Consider the following 16,689-nt stretch of genomic DNA (forward strand, 5'->3'; position numbering starts at 1 on the left):
TTATTGGCCATCTAGCCAATCGATGTTGTTGTATTCTGCGTCGATCACTGAGTTATTGAGCGATGTTCGTGTCTCCAAGCCCTTAAAAGTCAGTGTGCATGGCTTGTCGTTTTTATTGCAAAGCGGAGTGGTGCCGCCGCCAAAAACGGCCTATCAAGATATTTATATTGTGGGGATTGGCGACGAGGCGCAGGTTGGCACGAAAAACGATAAAGTGCAGGTGACGTTTAGCCATCAATTTCCGTTTATGAATGCTAATCGCTTAGCCAGCGATGAAATGCAGCCAGATGAAGTGGTGATTTTGCAAATGTTGGCCGAAGCCACTCAGAGCCGCATTGACGAATCCAAACCAAGCTATTTATTCCACAGTGCGGGAAAAGACAGTAACAGTATTGCTCTCGCTCTTGCTGAGGCTGGTTGGCAGCATACCGTCACGCTGCTTACCCATAAATCCAAAGGCAAGGCTGACGAGAGTGAAATTAGCGCAAAAATAGCCAAACAACTTGGTTTTAAGCATCAGATTCTGTACGAGGTTGATCAACTTCAGATCGAGCATCATCAGGCAATAGAAGACTATTTTATCCATGCGCCGTTTCCTTGTACCGATAACGTTACGCTCGCTTATCCGCTTTATGTTCAGCAATTGCCTGAGCTCAGGGGGGCAAATATTATTGATGGTGGTGGAAATGACAGCTATATGGCAACACCACCAACCAGACGAGAAGCACATAATGTGCTCTTATCTAAGGTGATGCATCGTGCTAGCTTTCTGCGTCAATTTACACCATCAGAAAGTTCATTCTTGCCGCTGATTCGTACCTCTGCGGAATGCTTTGGTATAAATGGCTTAAGCTTTATGGATGCTGAAAAAGTTTTACCTGATGCCATAAATGTTTACCCCCATTGGAAACAAGAAAGTCATCTGAGAAAAGATTGGGATCTGTTTGATTTTAAAACAGATGTCTATTCGACACGAACAATTGCAGAAGTACATATTCGAAAGGCCCGTAATTTTTCCGACTCAATCAGCTCAAATTTTGTATTACCTTTTGCCAATCAACATGTCGCCGAATACTTTTCTAAAGTACCAGAAGAGTATTTATTTGACCGTAAGGCTTTACATAATAAAATTATCTTGCGCAGAATGCTTAAGAATCGTTTGGCTCTTGATTCTGATAAGTTAGGGAAAATGGGTTTTAGCTATGATTCTCACAGCATGATTTTACAAAACTGGGTAGGTATCTTAAATGAGCTACAAGCTTGCCCTTTATGGGAGCAAACCTATCTAATGAAAATGATTATGCGATTGAAAAAAACAATGCAAACGCATCATAAGTATGCTGAATTTTCAGGTAGGCTTATATACAGAATGTATCTTTTATCTGCGTGGTACAATAAAAATAGGTACCTTAATGCCTAATTCAAAAAAAATCACACTGCTTATTAGTTCACTCACTGGTGGTGGAGCAGAAGGGGTGTGTGTGAATATTGCGAATGGGTTGGCCGATATCGGCTGGCAGGTCGATTTGGTGATATTGCACACGAATAACGCGGAATATTTGTCACGTGTGAGTGGTAAAGTAAAGCTTGTTGTGCTTGGTGTTCATCATGCTCGTCTAGCGCCATTACCATTGCTGCGTTATATACGCGTGAATAAACCTAGTAAAATATTAGTGTTTGATTACGAGCTTGCGGTAATCGCAGTTATTTTACGGCTTCTATTTCATTTTACATGCAAAATCGTTGCGCGGAATATCAATACTTTCTCAAAAAGAACAGGTCAATTACAGGGTTTTTGGCGACGCTATATTGTTAGAACGCTGATTAGATATTTTTATGGTAAATGTGATCATATTATTAATCAATGCCAAGCAATGCGTGACGACTTGGTTGGTGTTTTTCCGTATTTGATGAGCAAGACCAGCGTGATTTACAACCCTGTTGCTCAGTGTGTAGAAAACTATGCAAACTTGCACGATTTGTCTACAATCGAAAAACAAAATTACCTTCTTTGTGTTGGACGACTTGAAAGGCAAAAGGCTTTTCATTATGCCATCGAAGCGTTTGCTGGTATTGCACAAACACGTGAAGAGCTACGCTTAAAAATTGTGGGAAAAGGGAGTTTGGAGGCGCCACTCAGGCAGCTTGCCAGCGATCTTAATGTAGCCGATAGAGTGGATTTTGAAGGCTTTCAAAGTGACATTGTCCCATATTATCTTCATGCACACGCCACATTGCTGACCTCTCTTTACGAGGGGTTTCCTAATGCATTAATAGAGTCTATTACTCTTGGCACTCCTGTGATTGCCTTTGATTCACCTGGCGGTGTGTGTGAGATTGTGAAACATGCGGAGAATGGGTATCTGGTAAAAGACTTTAATCTTGATGATTTAAAAGAGTCAATAGTGGATGTTTTGGATGGGAATATTCGTTTTACTAATGTTTGTGCCTCTTCCCGTAATTTTATGCGAACAGAGATTATAAAAAAATATGCGAGTGTGTTTTTGGAATAATAATGCTCGATAAATATTATTGAAAGTTATTTTTATTTGATTGACTGTTTTTTTATTTTGAACCTATATTTTAATATTAATTAGATTCTCTAGTGAGTTTTCAAACGTGACAAGAGCAATGTATCTAACGCTGAAATGTAATTTATTTTATTTCCTTTTTCTAAATGTCACCGTTTTTTATTATTTAGGTGTGATGAAATGAAAGTTATCCATATTATCACGGGGTTGAATAACGGTGGAGCAGAAGGGGTTTTATATCGTCTGTGTAAGTATGACACTGAACATGAACATGTTGTTGTGTCTCTGATGGATAAAGGCAAGTACGGCTCATTGCTTGAAAAAGAAGGCATTGAAGTACTTTGTCTTAATATGCCACAAGGTCGTATTTCTGTGTCTGGTGTTTGGGCGTTATTTCAGCGATTGCGAAATGATAAGCCAGATGTGGTGCAAACATGGATGTACCATGCGGACTTAATTGGGGGAGGGGTTGCGCGAATAGCTGGCATAAAAAATGTTTTTTGGAATGTGCGTAATACAAGTTTGATGCCGGACGTCATTAAGAGGTCAACTATTTTAATCGCGAAGCTTTGTGCCCTTGTTTCAGGCAGGCTTCCTAAAAAGATTATTTATTGTGCACACAAGGCAAAACTTGCCCACGAAATGCTTGGATACAAGGCTGGACGTGGCGTGGTGATTGGCAATGGTTATGATCTTGCTCAACTGACATACGACGCTGCCGCTTCCTCTCTGTTACGATCTGAAATAGGGGTCTTACCAAACGAGATATTAATTGGAATGGTTGGACGTTTTGATCCACAAAAGGATCATAATAATTTAATCAAGGCGCTGAGCTTAGTGAAAAATGCAGGCTTGCCTTTTAAAGCTATTTTGGTTGGTAAGGGTTTGGATTATTCGAATAGCAAATTTTTGCAGTGCATTGAAGAGTATCGGCTGTCAGAGCATATTATTTTATTAGAGCAGCGAAATGACATAGCGACAGTTATGAGTGCTATGGCACTGCATGTCTTATCGTCATTGGATGAGGCTTTTCCTAATGTTCTTGCTGAAGCGATGGCCTGTGGTACGCCCTGTTTAACCACTGATGTTGGCGATGCCGCGATTATTGTTGGAGACACAGGTTGGATTGTACCGCCGAGCGATCCCAAAGCCTTAGCAAAAGCAATGTTAGAGGCTATGGATGAAAAACAGAATGATCCGCAAGCCTGGCAAGCAAGAAAGCAAGCCTGTCGTAAGCGTATTGTTGATCATTATGCTATAGACAGAATGCTTACAGATTATCACCAGATTTGGTTTGATAAATAACATTATGTTTTTTATCAATATTTTTCCTATGTCGATTTGATTGTGATCACTCTGAATGTCACTTCATATGTCGCCTGTTGCACTGAAAAGATGTGTTATTCCCGCATCCTGTCTAATTAGTCGGTATGCAACGAATGTGTCTCAAGGGGATCAACGTTGTTGTATTGCAAAAAAAACGCTTTTAGAGGCATAAAATAAAGCCTATTTTTACGGTAAATATCGTTAGAAAAGAGAGATTTGAAATACCTGTGTTTGTTATTAGATGATAAGATCATTCTTATGGCATTCTCGCTTAACTTAATGGATTTAAAGTAGGTTTTTCGTGACAGAAAAAAATATCCCCCGGTACCAATCTGTTCGTGTCTTGTGGACATATCGTCTTATTGACTTGTGTGTCCCTTTTTTGATGCTTGCCTTCGTGCATTTTTTACTGAGTGATCAATCTTGGCATGAACCCTATTCATGGCTTGGTGTCATGGCTGGCTTGCTTTTTGTGGTGTTCACTCAGCTTTTAGGTGGCTACAGCCGCTTTGTAGATCGTTCAATCGCCAAAAAAATAGAAATTGTTTTTAAAACCTGGGCTTTTAATGTATTGCTGTTGATGTTTATTGCCTATCTCAACCTTGCTGTGCTTGGTTTAGCCCGTTCTGTTATATTGACTTGGGTTGTCTTAACGCCCTTTGTTATCTTGTTCATAAAAGTGCTTATCAATTACAAAAGCCGCTCTACGCAAAAAGGCCGTACTGAGATTTTAGTACTGGGTGATGGTTATGCTTTTAATGAGTTTGAACTTGCGCAGTTAAAACGCCATAACATTCAGTTGCACACCATTGAAGACTATGATGAAACGGTATTGCGCGACAAAGTTGAGGCTTTGTTACCTGATTTTTTGGTCATTAATTTGGATAAAAAGGCTGAACATAAGCTGATAAAGCAGCTGACACACCTTGACTTGAAAGGAGTGCAGCTCCTTGCTTTGCATCACTTTATGGAAAGCTTTTTACGTAAGTGCTACATACCTTACGATTCCGCAGAGTTAAGCTATTTAGAGCGTATACGCTCTTATGATCGCATTAGCTACTTAACTAAGCGGATCGTTGATGTGTTTGTTTGCTTCAGTCTAGCTTTGGTGACATGGCCAGTCATGCTTTACGCTATTTATAAAATTAAAAAGCAATCGCCTGGTGCTATTCTGTTTAAGCAATCACGAGTGGGCTTAAATGGTAAGAATTTTTTTGCTATTAAATTCCGTAGTATGCATGAGAACTCGGTCTTTAACCCCTATACCCAAGAAGAAGACCCTCGAATTTTCCCGTTTGGTAATGTAATGCGTCGTACTCGTATCGATGAGTTACCGCAGTTGTGGAATGTCTTTGTTGGGGATATGCATTTATTTGGTCCTCGGACCGAGTGGGATATCTTGGTAGAAGGCTACGAGAAGGAAATACCCTATTACCACGAGCGTCATTTAGTACGTCCTGGTATTTCTGGCTGGGCACAAGTCTTGTATCCCTATGGCGCGAATACCGAAGATGCTCGTCAGAAGCTGATGTATGATTTGTATTATATTAAGCATTGGAGTATTTGGTTAGAAATTGAAACCCTTATTCGTACCGTTTTGGTGGTAGTGGGGCGAAAAGGGTTATAGCTGTATTTTTTGTTCATGTAGCAGAAGATGACACGATTTTTTAAAATGAATTTTACGGATATTGGCCTATGAAAGAGATTTTTTTAGAGTTGTTAGGGTTCTTTTTTTCAAAGAAAACGAGGATCGTTTTAATTCCGTTCTTGTTGGTTTTATTGATATTTTCGGTGTTCTTTGTGTTGTCTGGTAATGCCACTTGGGCACCTTTTGTGTATGCCATATTTTGACTATTATTCGATTGCTGTATTAGGGTAAAACATGACGTTTTTGTCTGTATCAAAAAATATTTTCCTGGCCTCGGTTGGGGTTATTTTGGCTATTGCGGTGGGGGAAGGCGTTGTTCGTTTGGCGACGCTAAACCAAGAAAATTACGTTATTGAAATGTGGCGTTACGCGAAGCAGTTAAAAGAAGAAAGTCCAGATCCACAAATAGGCCATCAGCATGCGCCTAACCGTCATGCTCAGCTGCAAAATGTCTCTATTGATATCAATGAATTTGGTATGAGAGGTCCGCAGCCTAATTTGTCTGCCAAGCATCGAGTTGCGGTGGTGGGCGATTCCGTTGCGTTGGGATGGGGGGTAGCGGATGAGCAAAGTTTGCGTGGTCAGCTTGCTCAAAAGTTGCCAGCGGACTTTGATGTGGTCAATTCTGGCGTAGGGAACATGAATGTGGAGCAGTCTGTTCGTATGTGGCAGAGCCTTCGGCCTAGTGTACCTGCCGATATTATTGTGGTGCTGGTGACTCCGAGGGCTACCGCTCAGGTGGTGACGGAAAAGCCTAGTTGGTTGGTAGAAAACAGTCAGTTATTTGCCTTGATGATGACCTTTACCAATCAGCTTAGCAGTGGTGAATACGGTGAAGAAGCCTTAGTCAAAGGCTATCAACAGCAGTGGCGTAGCCCTGCGGGAGAAGCCATCCTCAATAATGCTTTTGAGATCTTAAAAGACATTGCGGTGCAGGACAGTGCCGATATTCTTGTGGTCTCTATACCTGAGATGCACGATCTAAACACTTATCAGTTTGCGTTTATGGGGGATACGACCCATGACATGGCACGCAAATATGGCTTTGAGTATATTGATCCCTTGCCTTCCTTAAAAGGGCCAGAGACACAAACCTTGTGGGTGTCTAGCCGAGATATTCATTTGAATGGTAAGGCTTTTGATATTATTTCTGATCTGGTTGTGACAAAAATTAGTGAGAAGGCGTATGAGTAGCGTGAGCAAATCTGACGTTAAGCAAACCCGCATTAAATTATTGTCTTTGTGTGCTGGTTTAATAATATTTAGCACTATCATTAGTTTGGTTACAGGCGCTTTTTGGCCTTGGTTGTTGCCTTTGGCGTTGGTGCTGTTGGTATTTGCTGTTGTGGCGCCTCTAAAGTTGATGTTTGTGATCAGAGGGATGGATCGCTTTCATTTGCGCTTTAGAAAGGTATTGATGTGGTGTTTCTTTTATTTCTTTGTGGTGCCTTCTTGCTGGGTTCTTCGCATCATTCGCCCTACTATTATCCCTTTGGTAATTAGCCAAAAATCATTGTCTTATTGGGAGCCCTCAGAAAAAAAATGTTTTACCGCAGACGATTTTATTAAGCAGTATTAATTATTTAAAGGGCGACTGTGTGTCTTACATTTTAGGAATTTCGGCTTACTATCACGATAGTGCTGCGGCCTTATTAAAAGATGGTGTGGTGGTGGCGGCTGCTCAAGAAGAGCGCTTTTCAAGAAAAAAGAATGATGAGGCGTTTCCGGAAAAAGCCATTCAATGGTTACTAAAAGATAACCAAATAACCATGGCTGATATTGATCACGTTATTTTTTATGAAAAGCCGTTTAATAAGTTTGAGCGTATCATTGAAACTTGTATTCGTTTTTCGCCTAAAGGTTACTCTCTTTTCAAAGAAGCCATGCCGCTTTGGTTAAAAGAGAAACTCTTTCAGAAGATAGATTTAAAGAAGGCTTTGTGCGCTTTGCCAGGTGGTGAGAAATGGAATGGCTCGTTGCTGTTTTCCGATCATCACCTTTCTCATTCGGCGGCGGCTTTTTATCCTTCTCCTTTTGAATCCGCTGCCATCATCACTATTGATGGGGTGGGAGAGTGGGCCACAACAACGATTTCTGTCGGCAGAAAGAACACTATCGAGCATCTAAAAGAGCTAAAGTTTCCTCATTCATTCGGCATGCTCTATTCTGCTATTACGGCCTTTTTAGGGTTTAAAGTGAACTCTGGCGAATACAAAGTCATGGGGTTGGCACCTTATGGTCAACCTATCTATGCCGATTTAATAAAAGCTCAGCTGATTGATATAAAAGACGATGGTAGCTTTAGATTGAATATGCGCTACTTTCGTTTCGCCACTGAGCTGACCATGTTTGGCCCCGAAATGGCGCAGTTGTTTGGTACGCCTGCTCGTTTACCAGAAGGCCCGCTTGAGCAAGTGCACATGGATATTGCTGCGTCTTTGCAGCTTGTTATTGATGAACTTTTTATTAAGTTGGCGTGCTATGCTCGCAAACTGACTGGAGAAGTGAATTTATGCCTTGCGGGAGGTGTGGCGCTCAATTGCGTCGCAACGGGTAAGGTACAAAAAAGTGGTATTTTTGACGCTGTGTGGATCCAGCCTTCTGCAGGTGATGCCGGCAGTGCGCTTGGTGCTGCTCAGGTTTGTTGGTATGTGTTTCTTAATAACGATCGTGTTCCTCTTGCTCATTATAATCCGTATTTAGGGCCTGATATTGTTCAGCAGGATGCGGTGGCCTTTCTTGATTCTGTTGGTGCGAGGTACCGTGTATTGTCTGATGATGCGTTGTACGATACCGTTTCAACGTCATTGGCTGAAGGTAACATCGTGGCTTGGGTACAAGGGCGTGCTGAGTTTAGTCCTCGTGCGCTTTGTAACCGTTCTATTCTAGCTGATCCGCGTGGTGTTGATCTTAAGCGCGAGCTGAACCTCAAAATTAAGTTTCGCGAGTCATTTCGTCCTTTTGCTCCTGTTATTCTAGAGGAGGATGCGAGTGCTTGGTTTGATAGCCCGACCTCGTCGCCTTTTATGAATTTTATTTGCACTGCACGGGACGGTGTGAAAGAAAAGATTCCGTCGGTGATTCATCTAGATAACACGGCACGCTTACAAACTGTGTCTGCATTAAATAATTCACGCTTCTATCCGTTACTGAGTCGCTTTAAAGCCAAAACAGCTTGTCCGGTTTTAGTTAATACAAGTTTAAATGTGCGCGGAGAGCCCATGGTTTTGTCCCCTGAAGATGCGTTCAACTGTTTTATGAATACTGGCATTGATCAGCTTGTTATTGGAAATATCCTCTTGGATAAGGTTGATCAAGATAATCCAATCTACTCAAAAAACAACTATACTTTGGATTAATGTAAAAATTATGTATTTTCAATTGCCGAGTTTTTTGCTGTTTCTTCTTATTGCACTTTTCATTGTAAAAATATCTAAGCCTTCATTTCGTATTTTTGCGTTGATTCTGCTCAGTATTGTTTTTTATTCCTATTGGGATGTCGGTTACTTTTTTATTCTAATTTTCTATATCGTGCTTGGGGCGGTAGCCTGTCATTTATTGACATTGAGTAAACGATATTTGTCCTTTTTGATTGTCTTTTCTTTGCTTCCTCTGATTTTTTATAAATACACGGACTTTTTTTTACGGAGTATAGGCGTCAGTGGTATGGGTATTGCTCTTCCTTTGGGTATTTCCTTTATTACCTTTAGTTTGATCAGCATGATGGTGGACTTTTCTCGCTCTTCTGTTAAAAAAATTAACTATTCTGATGTTGGCTTGTATATTTCTTTTTTTCCTCATCTGATTGCTGGGCCAATACTGCGTACTAAAGAAGTGGTTCCGCAGTTTAAGGGGATTCATGTTTCGTGGCAGAACTTTGTTTATAACCTTCCTTTGTTTGCGGTTGGTATGATCAAGAAGGTTTTAATTGCTGATCCAATTGGAGGTTACATAGCGCCTGTATTTAATGATCCTCTTAGTCACGGTTTCTGGGATCTGTTTATTGCTTCACTTGGCTTTTCGATTCAAATCTACTGCGATTTCAGTGCCTATTCTGATATGGCAATTGCTATCGCGGGTATGTTCGCGGTGCGCTTTCCGGAGAACTTTCGCTCACCTTATTTGTCTTTTTCACTATCCGAAATGTGGAAACGTTGGCATATGACACTTAGTTTCTGGTTGCGAGATTATTTGTTTGTTCCTCTTGTTCGTTATTTTGGTAAAGGATTAGTGTATCTACCAATCTTGATTACTATGTTGGTATCTGGTCTTTGGCATGGCGCAAATTGGAATTTTATTATTTGGGGTGGCTTGCAAGGCATTATTATGGTGATAGATAACTATATAGGCTTTGGCAAGTTTGTGAAAAATAATCCACATTTCAAATGGTTTTTTATCATCGTTAATTTCTTTGTTTGGTCTTTTTTGGCAATTTTGTTTAGAAGTGACTCGGCGTCTTCAGCATGGGATTATTATCAGTCTCTGTTGGCATTTAATGTTGGTGATTTTTCGGCTGACAATCAATCTGTTTTGATTCTTGTACTGATTACATTGTGTGTACACTATTACGATAATGTGGATTTTATTCGCAAACATGCAGCTAAGATTCCAGCATTTTTATCGGTTCCCGTTTTTATTTCTATTATTGTGGGGTGTTCTATGGTCGCAGCACAGCATCCTGAAAGCTTTTACTATTTTGATTTTTAATAATAATGATGAAGAAAATTAAATATACTTTTGCTATTTTTACTATTTTACTTTCAATTTTTTTGATTTTTGATGGTTTTTTTGATCATGTTTTATACGCAAGGTATAAAAATGATCTGCCAGATTATGAAGGAAAGTTTGTTAATTACTTGCCGGATAGCGTCGATAAGAAATTTTATAAATCAGCGTATCAGGATTCATTAAAATTAACGTTTTATAATACGCCTTTTTTAGATCGTGTCATTGAACCAGGTGACTATGGTATTTACAAAGTTGATAAATATGGTCATCGCATCTTCCCCGAAGAAACGATTCAACCGGAAGTGCAGCGTAAAAGCCTGCTCCTATTGGGATCTTCTCAGACTTTTGGTTACCACCTTAATGCTGAAGATACTTTATCAGTTAAGATGCAGGGTTTATTGCCAGACTATAAAATTGATAATTACTCGATGCTTGGTGTAAACCTAGAGGGTAATTTAGTTGATTGGCAAAAAATGGCTGAGATAGAAAAAAAACATTATGATTTGGTGATTGTTGTTAATGGTTTTTTTGATCACTATGTAGAATGTACTAAAAATATGGATTTTAAGTATCTCGAAAAAATGATGGATAAATATCGATTACCTGCTTTCGTCTCGATTCTTCAATCAGTAAAAGATAAAGTTTTCAAAGAGAGTGTGGTTAATAGAGGGGTACTATGTGAGCAACCTGAATATCAAAATATAGCGGCAAGAAGAGTACATAACCGCTGGAATCAGTTGTTTGCTTTTGGTCAGGAGCAAGGCTCTAAAACGCTTATTTTCATCCCCCCTTCGGTATGGAGTGATAATGCTAACGTTGAAAACCTTAAACCGCTTCTTAGTGAAAGGAACAGAGCGATTTACTCGATAATTAATACCAAAGTGCACTCAAAAGTAGATGATAAGACAATTATTGATTTGACGACTGCTTTCGATGGCGATACTCAATATTTTCTTGATGGTAGTAGTCATTTTACACCAGAAGGTAGTGCTTTATTAGCGAAGGAAATTGCTGAGCAAATAAAAGCACGAGAACAAGACACGTTCAATTGACGTGTTGTTTTAGTTTCATTTTTTGTGAGTAGGCTTTTGACGGCCTAAAGGCCGACCTACACGTGATTGATTTGGTTGGTTTTTTTGTAGGGCATCATGAGCGGAGCGTAATGTGCCGTTTCACGACGTTGGTTTTTCGTAGGGCATCATGAACGAAGTGCAATGTGCCGTTTCACGACGTTGGTTTTTCGTAGGGCATCATGAGCGGAGCGTAATGTGCCGTTTGATGGTGTTGGTTGGGAATGTCACTATTTTTTACAGATAAGCGCCTCGTGCCTCGGCTCATCAGACCTACGGGGCGGTTGGTTTTTTGTAGGGCATCATGAGCGGAGCGTAATGTGCCGTTTGGTGATGTTGGTTGGAAATGTCACTATTTTTTACAGATAAGCGCCTCGTGCCTCGTCTCATCTGACCTACGGGTTGGTTGGTTTTTCGTAGGGCATCATGAGCGGAGCGTAATGTGCTGTTTGGTGATGTTGGTTGTGAATGTCAGATTACGCCTCGTGCCTCGTCTCATCTAACCTACGGGTTGGTTGGTTTTTTTGTAGGGCATCATGAACGAAGTGTAATGTGCCGTTTGGTGATGTTGGTTGGGAATGTCAGATTACGCCTCGTGCCTCGTCTCATCTGACCTACGGGTTGGGTTGTTTTTTTGTAGGACATCATGAACGGAGCGTAATGTGCCGTTTTAGGACGTTGGTTTTTCGTAGGGCATCATGAACGAAGTGTAATGTGCCGTTTTAGGACGTTGGTTGGGAATGTCACTATTTTTTACAGATAAGCGCCTCGTGCCTCGTCTCATCTGACCTACGGGGCGGTTGGTTTTTTTGTAGGGCATCATGAGCGGAGCGTAATGTGCCGTTTGGTGATGTTGGTTGGGAATGTCACTATTTTTTACAGATAAGCGCCTCGTGCCTCGGCTCATCAGACCTACGGGGCGGTTGGTTTTTTGTAGGGCATCATGAGCGGAGCGTAATGTGCCGTTTGGTGATGTTGGTTGGAAATGTCACTATTTTTTACAGATAAGCGCCTCGTGCCTCGTCTCATCTGACCTACGGGTTGGTTGGTTTTTCGTAGGGCATCATGAGCGGAGCGTAATGTGCTGTTTGGTGATGTTGGTTGTGAATGTCAGATTACGCCTCGTGCCTCGTCTCATCTAACCTACGGGTTGGTTGGTTTTTTTGTAGGGCATCATGAACGAAGTGTAATGTGCCGTTTGGTGATGTTGGTTGGGAATGTCAGATTACGCCTCGTGCCTCGTCTCATCTGACCTACGGGTTGGGTTGTTTTTTTGTAGGACATCATGAACGGAGCGTAATGTGCCGTTGATGATGTTGATTGGGAATGTCAGATTACGCCTCGTGCCTCGTCTCATCTGACCTACGGGTTGGGTTGTTTTTTTGTAGGACATCATGAACGGAGCGTAATGTGCCGTTGATGATGTTGATTGGGAATGTCAGATTACGCCTCGTGCCTCGTCTCATCTGACCTACGGGTTGGGTTGTTTTTTTGTAGGACATCATGAACGGAGCGTAATGTGCCGTTTTAGGACGTTGGTTTTTCGTAGGGCATCATGAACGAAGTGTAATGTGCCGTTTTAGGACGTTGGTTGGGAATGTCACTATTTTTTACAGATAAGCGCCTCGTGCCTCGTCTCATCTGACCTACGGGGCGGTTGGTTTTTTTGTCGGGCATCATGAGCGGAGCGTAATGTGCCGTTTGGTGATGTTGGTTGGGAATGTCACTATTTTTTACAGATAAGCGCCTCGTGCCTCGGCTCATCTGACCTACGGGTTGGTTGGTTGCTTTGTAGGGCATCATGAACGAAGTGTAATGTGCCGTTTCACGACGTTGGTTTTTCGTAGGGCATCATGAGCGGAGCGTAATGTGCCGTTTGGTGATGTTGGTTGGGAATGTCACTATTTTTTACAGATAAGCGCCTCGTGCCTCGGCTCATCTGACCTACGGGTTGGTTGGTTGCTTTGTAGGGCATCATGAACGAAGTGTAATGTGCCGTTTCACGACGTTGGTTTTTCGTAGGGCATCATGAGCGGAGCGTAATGTGCCGTTTGGTGACGTTGGTTGGGAATGTCAGATTACGCCTCGTGCCTCGTCTCATCTGACCTACGGGTTGGGTTGTTTTTTTGTAGGACATCATGAACGGAGCGTAATGTGCCGTTTTAGGATGCTGGTTGGGAATGTCACTATTTTTTACAGATAAGCGCCTCGTGCCTCGGCTCATCTGACCTACGGATTGGTTGGTTTTGTGTTGGGGGTTCGTTGTGCCAGAGTGTGGCGGGGGCTGGGCAGTGGGCGATGGGGAAGTAGCCGATGTGGCTGCGGATTCGTTGGGTGACGCTTGTGTGCCAGTGGGGTGAGCGTGTGTGGTTGGGTTGGTCGTTTTCCAGTACACAGCAGTGTCGTGGTGCGAGGGTGAGTTCTCGCCAGGGGTGTAAGCGGCGTTGTTGGTAGTGTATTTTGCCTAGGTGCTTGGGTTCTATGGTAAGCAGTGGTTGCCAATGGGGCGGTTGTGTTTTGGCTAGGCGTGTTGTTCTGTAACAGTTTTGTTTGGTTTGTTGTTCTATCCAGTTTATTAGGACTCGCAAGGCGATGTCTCCTATGCCATCTCGGCGGTATCCTCCGCCTATATCCGAATGTACTCCTGCTAGCCATATTTCCAGTGCGCGTCCATCTTGGTTGATTAATGTTGGCCGAAAGGCGAGGCGTTGTTCGTCTAGCGCGGCGAGGTGTAAGGCGCGGTGTACGCCTTCTGGTAGGGTGTGGCCGTGTTCAAAGACGACGTCGGTGGTTGGGCGTTGTGTTGTGTCTAAGTTAGGCCAGCCAATGGAGGCGACGGTGTCGATGACGGCTTCTATGATGATGGGGCGATCAATCAGTGGCGTGATGAGTGCGGCGAAGCGTCTGGCTAGGGCGGCGCCTCGACTAAAGCCTATTAAGACGATGTGACGAATGGATGGGTTGTAGTGTTGTGTAAAGTCGTTGAGGGCGCGGTTTAAAATTTGTGCTACGTGGCCGGTTTCGATGGCAAAGGCGGCGTTGATTTTTTGTTCCAGCCAGTGGCCGTAGGTGCCGATGCCCGCATAGTAAAAGCTGCGGTGGGGCGAATGGTTGGGTGTGGTCTTTGTGTGGTTTTGTACACGGCCACCGAGCAGTAGATGGGATTTTAGAACGTTGGTGATGCTGCTAATGCTGTTTTCTGGTGCGAAAGCGTCGTTTGGGCTATTGTCTGTGCCATCGAAATGAAAAAATAACATCGACATGTTTGTCGTCTCCTTGTTGTGTTGTGCGTAGTGTTGAACGCCATCTTCCTGATGATGGGGGGTAGCATAACATGGTTTTTATTGTGTTTTGTAGGGCGTGTGGGGCGTGCGTTGGCTCATCCTTGATTGCCGGATAACGCCTCGTTCCTCGTCTCATCCGGCCTACGTGGTGGTGTTTTTTACTATAATAGTGATGTTTTTTTATTTGGAGGGCGAGCGTGCGTCTAACTAAGCAGCAACAAGATATCATTAAACAGGTGTTATTGAAGCATTTTGGCAAAGGCTCGGAGTTACGGCTTTTTGGCTCAAGAGCTGACGATAATGCGCGTGGTGGGGATATTGATCTGTATATAGAGCCTGACTTACATTCGGCTGACGAGATTATTGAGGCTAAATTGAATGCCTTGGTTGAGCTTCATTTGCTGCTTGGTGATCAGAAAATTGACTTGGTGATTAATCGAAGGGCTGGAACGGTTTTGCCTATTTACAAAATCGCAAAAGAGAGTGGTATTCGCTTATGAATAAGGATGTATTTCAGGGGATCGTTGATATTTGTAAGACCCATGCAGAGCGTTTGCGATGGTCTATGCAGCACTTAGCAGATAAACAACCCTATACTGCGGAGAGTTTGTCTGAACTCACGGAAATTGAACTTGCCGTATTCGATCAGTTTATTGTCCGGTTTTCAAAATTACAGGATGTGATGGGGGCAAAGTTGTTACCTGCTGTGATTGAGCTGACACATGAAGAAGGTGAGCTTACTACATTTATTGATAAATTGAATCGGCTTGAAAAGATAGGCGCTTTAGATTCTGTTGAACAATGGCTGAGGTTGCGGGAAATGCGTAACCAATTTGCCCATGAGTACCCAGATGATCCTGAAATACAATCGGCGCTATTGAATAAAGCGTTTGGTATGGCTAGCCAGTTGCTGCAATGTCTTGATCATGTGGTTCGCTTTGCGGTTAAGTATCAGTGAGTAAGTTTAGGTGTAATGCCGCTTTCGTTTTCAGATAAGCGCCTCGTGCCTCGTCTCATCAGACCTACGGGTTGGTTGTCGGGATGGTTTTGATTCGCCGGATTACGGTTTTATATTAAAATAAGGGGTTATGAGTGTTGATATTCGTTGGCTTCAGCGTTTTGAGCATTTTACACAGGCCCATGATCAATTGGCTGATGCTCTGCGTTTAATGGCTGAACGACCACTGAGTAATCTTGAAAGGCTGGGTACTATTTAGGCGTTTGAGTTTACGTATGAGTTGGCTTGGAATGTGTTAAGAGATTACTTGGTTTGGCAGGGGATTGAGTCTATTTCAGGGTCACGAGACGCTATTCGTGAGGCGTTTAAGCGCGATCTTATTGTGGATGGCGGGTCTTGGCTGTCGATGTTGCAGGACCGAAACCGTACCGTTCACACTTATAATGAAGAAACGGCGAATCAAATACTTGGGCAGTTGCGGTTGGTTTATGCGGGTTTGTTTATGGCGTTTCGGTGTAAATTTCAGTCGCTAGCAGATGACACTCGTTACTCAATGGAAAATGGCGATGTTTGAAGTGGGGGGCTTGAGTCGCGCCGAATGTGAGAGTATTCAGGGTGTTTTTCAGTTATATCCTCAGATTAAGACAGTGATTTTGTATGGATCTAGAGCGAAAGGTAATTTTCGCCCTAGTTCAGACATCGATTTAACGTTGGTGGGGGATTTGGATTGGTCAATTTTCACAGAGGTTGAGAATGCCTTGGATGATCTCTTGTTGCCCTACAAAATAGATTTGTCGATGTTTGATCATTTGGAAAATAGTTCGTTGATTGAACACATTGAGCGGGTAGGGCTGGTTTTTTATCGTAGGACGTAACCGCTTTGCGTCAGATTACGCCTCGTGCCTCGGCTCATCTGACCTACGGGTGATTGGTTTTGGTCTGGTGTGATTCGGTTTCTGACGGCCTAAAGGCCGACCTACAGGTGTTTGGTTGTTTTTTTTGTAGGGCATCATGAGCGGAGCGTAATGTGCCGTTTGGTGGTGTTGGTTGGGAATGTCACTATTTTTTACAGATAAGCGCCTCGTGCCTCGGCTCATCTGACCTACAAGATTTATGGGTTTAATGAATTTTTGATTTTTTTTAT

General features: G+C 42.5%; 15 protein-coding genes and 1 pseudogene. 15 read left to right on the forward strand and 1 reads right to left on the reverse strand.

Annotation, left to right across the window (positions count from 1 at the left end):
• Positions 1-94: 94 nt before the first annotated feature.
• The 10 genes from DKT73_RS18825 to DKT73_RS18865 all read left to right on the forward strand — a co-directional run bounded on the left by DKT73_RS18825 (position 95) and on the right by DKT73_RS18865 (position 11,285).
• Positions 95-1,420: an asparagine synthase-related protein gene (locus tag DKT73_RS18825; protein WP_232827934.1), complete on the forward strand. Its 1,326-nt coding sequence runs from the start codon at positions 95-97 to the stop codon at positions 1,418-1,420.
• Complete coding sequence (locus DKT73_RS18830; protein ID WP_111640064.1) at positions 1,413-2,513, forward strand: glycosyltransferase; 1,101 nt, start codon at positions 1,413-1,415, stop codon at positions 2,511-2,513. The genes DKT73_RS18825 and DKT73_RS18830 overlap by 8 nt, the downstream gene beginning before the upstream one ends.
• A 198-nt stretch (positions 2,514-2,711) precedes the next feature.
• A complete protein-coding gene (locus DKT73_RS18835; protein WP_111640065.1) occupies positions 2,712-3,836 on the forward strand; it encodes a glycosyltransferase family 4 protein in 1,125 nt (374 codons plus the stop codon).
• A gap of 322 nt (positions 3,837-4,158) precedes the next feature.
• Positions 4,159-5,484: an exopolysaccharide biosynthesis polyprenyl glycosylphosphotransferase gene (locus tag DKT73_RS18840; protein ID WP_111640066.1), complete on the forward strand. Its 1,326-nt coding sequence runs from the start codon at positions 4,159-4,161 to the stop codon at positions 5,482-5,484.
• 68 nt (positions 5,485-5,552) lie between these two features.
• Positions 5,553-5,708 carry a DUF5989 family protein gene (locus tag DKT73_RS20520; protein ID WP_369920488.1) on the forward strand — a complete coding sequence of 52 codons (156 nt, stop codon included), beginning with the start codon at positions 5,553-5,555 and terminating at the stop codon, positions 5,706-5,708.
• 31 nt (positions 5,709-5,739) lie between these two features.
• The gene (locus tag DKT73_RS18845; protein ID WP_111640067.1) at positions 5,740-6,699 is read left to right on the forward strand and encodes an SGNH/GDSL hydrolase family protein; all 960 of its coding nucleotides are present in this window, start codon (positions 5,740-5,742) and stop codon (positions 6,697-6,699) included.
• A gap of 1 nt (position 6,700) precedes the next feature.
• Entirely contained in the window at positions 6,701-7,084 is a 384-nt protein-coding gene (locus tag DKT73_RS18850; protein ID WP_157959217.1) for a hypothetical protein, read from the forward strand.
• Positions 7,085-7,103: 19 nt separating this feature from the next.
• Complete coding sequence (locus tag DKT73_RS18855) at positions 7,104-8,864, forward strand: carbamoyltransferase family protein (protein WP_111640069.1); 1,761 nt, start codon at positions 7,104-7,106, stop codon at positions 8,862-8,864.
• 10 nt (positions 8,865-8,874) lie between these two features.
• Positions 8,875-10,212, forward strand: a complete 1,338-nt coding sequence (locus tag DKT73_RS18860; protein WP_111640070.1) for an MBOAT family O-acyltransferase — start codon at positions 8,875-8,877, stop codon at positions 10,210-10,212.
• Between the two features lie 5 nt (positions 10,213-10,217).
• Positions 10,218-11,285: a hypothetical protein gene (locus DKT73_RS18865; protein ID WP_111640071.1), complete on the forward strand. Its 1,068-nt coding sequence runs from the start codon at positions 10,218-10,220 to the stop codon at positions 11,283-11,285.
• A 2,204-nt stretch (positions 11,286-13,489) separates the two neighbouring features.
• On the opposite strand, the gene DKT73_RS18870 is transcribed toward DKT73_RS18865, so the two are convergent.
• Positions 13,490-14,566, reverse strand: a complete 1,077-nt coding sequence (locus DKT73_RS18870) for a T6SS phospholipase effector Tle1-like catalytic domain-containing protein (RefSeq protein ID WP_111640072.1) — start codon at positions 14,564-14,566, stop codon at positions 13,490-13,492.
• A 218-nt stretch (positions 14,567-14,784) separates the two neighbouring features.
• Between DKT73_RS18870 and DKT73_RS18875 the strand changes: the two genes are divergently transcribed.
• The 5 genes and pseudogenes from DKT73_RS18875 to DKT73_RS18890 all read left to right on the forward strand — a co-directional run bounded on the left by DKT73_RS18875 (position 14,785) and on the right by DKT73_RS18890 (position 16,420).
• A complete protein-coding gene (locus DKT73_RS18875; RefSeq protein WP_111640073.1) occupies positions 14,785-15,087 on the forward strand; it encodes a nucleotidyltransferase domain-containing protein in 303 nt (100 codons plus the stop codon).
• A complete protein-coding gene (locus tag DKT73_RS18880) occupies positions 15,084-15,545 on the forward strand; it encodes a hypothetical protein (RefSeq protein WP_111640074.1) in 462 nt (153 codons plus the stop codon). Before DKT73_RS18875 ends, DKT73_RS18880 begins: the two co-directional genes overlap by 4 nt.
• 130 nt (positions 15,546-15,675) lie before the next feature.
• Positions 15,676-15,804 (forward strand): hypothetical protein, encoded by a 129-nt coding sequence (locus tag DKT73_RS20455; RefSeq protein ID WP_269814517.1) that lies wholly within the window; start codon positions 15,676-15,678, stop codon positions 15,802-15,804.
• Positions 15,805-15,819: 15 nt separating this feature from the next.
• A pseudogene (locus DKT73_RS20240) lies at positions 15,820-16,119 on the forward strand (HI0074 family nucleotidyltransferase substrate-binding subunit); the annotation flags it as partial.
• Positions 16,082-16,420: a nucleotidyltransferase domain-containing protein gene (locus DKT73_RS18890; RefSeq protein ID WP_232827933.1), complete on the forward strand. Its 339-nt coding sequence runs from the start codon at positions 16,082-16,084 to the stop codon at positions 16,418-16,420. The pseudogene DKT73_RS20240 and the gene DKT73_RS18890, both read left to right, overlap by 38 nt.
• The last annotated feature ends 269 nt before the right edge of the window (positions 16,421-16,689 follow it).

It is taken from the genome of Marinomonas shanghaiensis, assembly GCF_003259175.1.
Classification (GTDB): domain Bacteria; phylum Pseudomonadota; class Gammaproteobacteria; order Pseudomonadales; family Marinomonadaceae; genus Marinomonas; species Marinomonas shanghaiensis.

Excerpts from the sequence above, each read along its gene's own strand:
- DKT73_RS18835 (WP_111640065.1), top strand. The coding sequence starts at position 2,712 with ATGAAAGTTATCCATATTATCACGGGGTTGAATAACGGTGGAGCAGAA.
- DKT73_RS20455 (WP_269814517.1), top strand. The coding sequence starts at position 15,676 with ATGAGTGTTGATATTCGTTGGCTTCAGCGTTTTGAGCATTTTACACAG.
- DKT73_RS20520 (WP_369920488.1), top strand. The coding sequence starts at position 5,553 with ATGAAAGAGATTTTTTTAGAGTTGTTAGGGTTCTTTTTTTCAAAGAAA.
- DKT73_RS18880 (WP_111640074.1), top strand. The coding sequence starts at position 15,084 with ATGAATAAGGATGTATTTCAGGGGATCGTTGATATTTGTAAGACCCAT.
- DKT73_RS18865 (WP_111640071.1), top strand. The coding sequence starts at position 10,218 with ATGATGAAGAAAATTAAATATACTTTTGCTATTTTTACTATTTTACTT.
- DKT73_RS18830 (WP_111640064.1), top strand. The coding sequence starts at position 1,413 with ATGCCTAATTCAAAAAAAATCACACTGCTTATTAGTTCACTCACTGGT.
- DKT73_RS18870 (WP_111640072.1), bottom strand. The coding sequence starts at position 14,566 with ATGTCGATGTTATTTTTTCATTTCGATGGCACAGACAATAGCCCAAAC.
- DKT73_RS18860 (WP_111640070.1), top strand. The coding sequence starts at position 8,875 with ATGTATTTTCAATTGCCGAGTTTTTTGCTGTTTCTTCTTATTGCACTT.
- DKT73_RS18890 (WP_232827933.1), top strand. The coding sequence starts at position 16,082 with ATGACACTCGTTACTCAATGGAAAATGGCGATGTTTGAAGTGGGGGGC.
- DKT73_RS18845 (WP_111640067.1), top strand. The coding sequence starts at position 5,740 with ATGACGTTTTTGTCTGTATCAAAAAATATTTTCCTGGCCTCGGTTGGG.